Here is a 4,824-nt window from a genome sequence, read left to right as displayed (position 1 = left end):
TTACCAGATGGAGAACAGCTTCGTGATCGGCGCCGAGGCCGACATTGCGTATGGCAACATAGATGGGCTGACGGCCCTCGACGCCGGCGGCGGCGGCGTCACCACGTTGCTCAAGAGCGAACTCAAATGGTCCGGGTCGGCGCGGCTGCGGGCCGGCTATGCTTTCGATCGGACCTTGCCCTACATCACTGCAGGCGTCGCTGCGGCCAAGTATGAGCTTATTGCGGTCAGCGCCGGTGGCCCTGCCGCCGAAGTAACGCTCCACAGCGACAGCCATGTCGGCTGGACGGTTGGCGCCGGCATCGAGCACGCCTTCACCGACAGGTGGATCGCTCGAGCTGAGTATCGCTACTCGGACTTCGGCAGCCAGGACCTCTCGGTGGCCGCCGGCCTGCCCACGGAAACCCATGTCGACCTCCAGACACAGGATATCCGGGTCGGGCTCAGCTACAAGTTCTGATCCGCTGAAGCTGCTGATCTCCCCCTTGAGGGGGGGTGAGGAGTGGTCCGCGCAGCGGACGGAAAGCCAATCGCTTGGCTTTCCGAACGACGAACGCCTGGAACGGAAGCGAAGGGCCGGGTCCGGCAGGCCAGAGGGGGCGGTCCGGCTGGGCTCGGCCTGCTGTTGCGGATGACGTTGGCGCTTTACGCGCGGCGGCCCCCTCTGTCGTCTCCGCGGCGCTTTGTTCTTGATCTCACGGTTAGTGGCACGCGAATAGGCGTCGAGCGGAGCCGCAGGGTCAGCGCCGGGCGAGGGGGGGACGGCACAGACATCGGCGATCCTTGATGCTTGTCCATGAAATCCGCGAAGTCCAGAAGGATGCGGGCCGCGGGGCTCATGAACCGGGCAAGTTCCTTATTGTTTGTCTTGTCGTAGATAGACCCTGCCGAGGAAGGCCGGCTCGCCGGAGCGCCGGCCGCCCAATGAGCCTGCCACCAGCACGACAAGCGTCAGCAAGTACGGCAAAGTCATCATGAGATAGACAGGAACGTCGGCGCCTATGGCTTGTAGTCTAGGCACAAGCGCATCCGCGCTTCCGAAAAGAAGCGCACCCCAGAGAGCTCGAGCCGCGTTCCAGCGCGAAAAGATGACGAGCGCAACGGCAATCCAGCCGCGCGACGCGACCATTCCCTCCACCCAGACATGACTTGTGGCGACTGAGAGATAGGCTCCGGCGAGACCACAAAACAGCCCGGACGCCAGGACAGCCCCGAACTGAACCAGTTGCACGTCGATACCCGCGACATCCGCGGCGGCCGGGTTTTCCCCGACGGACCTCAACCTGAGGCCATGTCGGCTTTTGGAAAGCCACCACCAGAGCGCGCCGACCAGGATCGGCAGCGCCAGCGTAACCGGGTCCTGCACCGCGAAAATGCGGCCGAATGCCGAACCGCGGTCTATCCCGAAGAGGTCGCCAAGTGTGGAAATGCCAGAAAAGGTCTTCTGCACGTAGGGTCGCCCCACGACCCCGGTGATGCCCAGTCCGATTGCGACGACGGCTAGGCCGGCGAGCGTATGATTGGCGCGCAAGGCGACTGTCGATATTCCAAACAGCAGAGCGAGAGCCATCGCGGCCGCTGAGCCGGCGGCAAGACCAACCCAAGGATCGGCTCCGGAAAGCACCGTCATCGCGCCGGTCATGGCACTGATCGCCATGAGCCCTTCCGCTCCAAGATTGAGAACGCCGGCTCTTTCGCAGATAATGAGGCCGAGGCTCGCCAGCAGCAACGGTGCCGCATAGCTCGGAATGATGGCAATCCAGCCGATCAGAAAATCCATGCAACTGTCCCTTCCTAGTTCTTGGGCCGTTTGAGCGAATAGGAGCTGAAGAACTGCGCCATCAAAATCGACATCAGTACCGCGCCTTGCATCAGCACGATCATCGCTTCGGAGATCGAATAGAAAACCTTCAGGACATTCCCGGCGGTGAACACCGCGCCGAGCGCGAAAGAGATCACGACCACCCACAATGGCTTCGCGCGGGCCAGGTAGGCGATCACGATCGCGCTGAAGAGATAGCCGTTGCCGACGGACTGGTTGAGGCGGTGCTCCGTCCCCGCCACGATCATCATGCCGGCAACGCCTGAGAGAGCGCCGGAGAGCAGCACGAGCCCCACGGCTATGCTGAGCACCGGCAGGCCCGTGGCGAGCGCGGCCTTGGCGTTGAAACCTACAGCATCCGCGTAGAAGCCGACCCGGCTGTGTTCCATGACGAACCAGATGGACAATGCGATAACGGCGACCAGGAAGATTCCGGCATGCAACTGCCCCCATCCCAGAACGAGAAACCAGCTCGCCTCGGGAAAGGTGGCGGTCACGGGAAAGCTGTTGGAAGGGTCTCTCCAGACCCCGAACAGAAGATGCTGCACGAGCAGAAACGCGACGCTTCCCAGCAGCAGGGTCGAAATAACCTCGTTAACGCCCCACTTGAGTTTCAGAAAAAGCGGAATCGCAATCCAGGCGGCTCCCGCAAGCGCCGCCAGAACGAACATCGTCGGCAACCTCAGCACTTCAGGCCCGCTGCCGTTCAGCGCCACCCAGGTTGACGCGATCGCGCCGAGCCATAGCTGGCCCTCCACGCCGATGTTCCAAAACCGCACACGCATGGCAACGCCGGAGGCGAGGCCGACTAGCACCAACGGTAAAGCGGCCGTCGCCGTCTGGGAGAGGCCGTCCGAGGTCAGAAAAGTTGCAATCAGGAACTCATCCACAAGAGCGCTTGCCGGCACGCCCGCATGCACGAGCAGCACCGCCGAAACCGTCAGCCCGACCAACAGTCCGCCAACATAACTGAGACTGGTCAACAAGAAGCCGGGATTTTGCCTGCGAACAAGGAAAGCTGTGTCAAGCATGGCCTGCTAAAAGGCCTCCTATCCATTCAGGCGTGACGTCGCCGGTCTGACGGCAGCCGGCGATCCTTCCTCTGTTCATGACGGCCACCCGATGGGACAGGGACATGACCTCCTGGAGATCCTCGCTGATCAGAAGGCAAGCCGCGCCGGCTTCCACAGCTCTGCGGATCGCCGATCGGACGAACTCGGCCGCTTTCATGTCCAGCCCGCGAGAAGGGGAATGCGCTATGAGAACCTTCAGGCCGTGATCGAGCTCCCGCGCGAGCAACACTTTCTGCGCGTTTCCTCCCGAGAGCAAAGAGGCCGGCCGTTCCGGCGTCGCGCCGCGGATATCGAACGCATCGATGGCCTCGGCGGCCTTCTCGCGCATCGCCCGCCGGCTCAGGAGAAACGGGCCGCCGAAGCTACCGCTGGCGACGGTCGTGAGCGCGAGATTGTCGGCAATGGAAAGCTCCCGGATCAACCCGCTGTCAAAGCGGTCGGAGGGGATGACGCGCAAGCCGGCCTCGCGGCGCTGGTCTGGCTTGGCGGTGGATATGTCCTGGCCATCCAGTACGATCGCGCCGGCGCCGGCACGGTCGAGTCCGAGAAGGCAGGCAACGAGTTCCTCCTGCCCGTTCCCGCCGACGCCGGCGATGCCAAGGATTTCGCCTACATGCAGCTCGAACCCGAGATCGTTCAGGCTTTGCCCGTGAGCGGTCGCCCGTGCGGAAAGCCTTTCCACGCTCAGACACACATCACCCGGCCGAGATAACGGCCTGCCCGCAACCGTCAAGGCATCGCCGACCATCAACCGCGCCACCTCCGCTTCGGTGACGTTCGCAACCCGCGCACCCTCAAGTACGGTCTCGCCGTGCCGCATGACCGTTACCCGGTCGCAGAAAGCGGCAACCTCCCGGAACTTGTGCGTGATCAGAACCACGGCGTGACCTTGCCTCGACAATCGTTGGGCAAAAGAGAGGAGCGTGCGCGCTTCCTCGTCGGTCAGCACCGCCGTCGGTTCGTCCATGACCAGAATTCGGGCGCCCAGAAGCATGACCTTGATGATCTCGGCGCGCTGGCGTTCGGCGATCGAAAGATTCGCTACCAGCTTGTGCGGATCGACGGGCAGGCCGATCTCGCTCGACTTGGCGGAAACGATCGCCGCCGCATCGGTCAGCGTTTTCACAGCAGCCTTGCGGCCGAAGCCGAGGAGAACATTTTCGGCAACCGTAAAACTCTCGACCAGCCGGAAATGCTGATGGACCATGCCGAGACCGGCGGCGGCGGCTTCCAGCGGGCTGCGCAAACTGATCGCTTCGCCGTCGATCGATTGGTCGCCCCCGTCTGCTACATAGACGCCGGCCGCCACGTTCATCAAAGTGGACTTGCCTGCACCGTTCTCACCGACAATGGCATGCACCTCCCCCCATTCGAGACAGAAGGACGCATCGCGGAGCGCGGCTTTGCCGTCAAACGACTTGCCTATGCCGCGCATCAACAGAGCCGCCGGCGTGCCCAGCGGTCGTCGCATGTCGCCCGCTTGCTGAAGCGCCGTCGTCATTACTTCGCCGGCATGGTGCCGATGACACCGTCGACGAAATAGTCCATCGACCAGAGCGCCGCATCGTCGACCTTCCCGCCGACATCGACAACGATGGTGCCGTCTTGCTTTTTCAGAGGGCCCTGGAATGGATCAAGCTTGCCGGCGATGATCTCCTGCTTTGCTGCTTCAACCTTTGCCTTGGTCTCCTCGGAAACCGAGGGGCCAAAAGGAGCAAGATCGACCACGCCGGTTTCAAGGCCTTCGAAAGCGCCGTATTCCTCGGGTTTCCAGTTGCCGTCGATGATCTCCTTGATCGTCGGCACAAGATATTTCTCCCAGCGGAAGATGACGGAGGTCTGGATCGTCCGCGGCGCGGCATGCGACATGTCGAGCTGAAAGCCTATCGAAGGAACGCCTGCCTTTTCGGCGGCGTCGAGCGCCGAGGT

5 protein-coding genes are annotated in these 4,824 nt (G+C 62.6%); 1 reads left to right on the top strand and 4 read right to left on the bottom strand.

The features are described 5' to 3' along the window. Positions 1–460 (top strand): outer membrane protein (locus EN969_RS17185; RefSeq protein ID WP_164758308.1); only part of this gene is annotated, 460 nt, incomplete at its 5' end. A gap of 396 nt (positions 461–856) precedes the next feature. Here the strand turns inward: EN969_RS17185 and EN969_RS17180 are convergent. The 4 genes from EN969_RS17180 to EN969_RS17165 all read right to left on the bottom strand — a co-directional run. Beyond that, positions 857–1,780 (bottom strand): ABC transporter permease, encoded by a 924-nt coding sequence (locus EN969_RS17180; protein WP_063168591.1) that lies wholly within the window; start codon positions 1,778–1,780, stop codon positions 857–859. Positions 1,781–1,794: 14 nt separating this feature from the next. Then, a complete protein-coding gene (locus tag EN969_RS17175; protein WP_013530695.1) occupies positions 1,795–2,853 on the bottom strand; it encodes an ABC transporter permease in 1,059 nt (352 codons plus the stop codon). Continuing rightward, positions 2,846–4,396: an ABC transporter ATP-binding protein gene (locus EN969_RS17170; RefSeq protein WP_082826499.1), complete on the bottom strand. Its 1,551-nt coding sequence runs from the start codon at positions 4,394–4,396 to the stop codon at positions 2,846–2,848. The genes EN969_RS17175 and EN969_RS17170 overlap by 8 nt, the downstream gene beginning before the upstream one ends. Beyond that, positions 4,396–4,824: BMP family ABC transporter substrate-binding protein (locus tag EN969_RS17165; RefSeq protein ID WP_127419262.1), on the bottom strand; the 429-nt coding region annotated here is incomplete at its 5' end. The genes EN969_RS17170 and EN969_RS17165, both read right to left, overlap by 1 nt.

The organism is Mesorhizobium sp. M7A.F.Ca.CA.003.01.2.1 (genome assembly GCF_003998945.1).
Taxonomy (GTDB): domain Bacteria; phylum Pseudomonadota; class Alphaproteobacteria; order Rhizobiales; family Rhizobiaceae; genus Mesorhizobium; species Mesorhizobium ciceri.
Note: the sequence above shows the minus strand (reverse complement) of the source record. Positions and strands in the feature narration are given on the sequence as shown.

What these genes read in the sequence shown, in the direction of transcription:
- EN969_RS17180 (WP_063168591.1), bottom strand. Translation starts at nt 1,780, where the DNA reads ATGGATTTTCTGATCGGCTGGATTGCCATCATTCCGAGCTATGCGGCA.
- EN969_RS17175 (WP_013530695.1), bottom strand. Translation starts at nt 2,853, where the DNA reads ATGCTTGACACAGCTTTCCTTGTTCGCAGGCAAAATCCCGGCTTCTTG.
- EN969_RS17170 (WP_082826499.1), bottom strand. Translation starts at nt 4,396, where the DNA reads ATGACGACGGCGCTTCAGCAAGCGGGCGACATGCGACGACCGCTGGGC.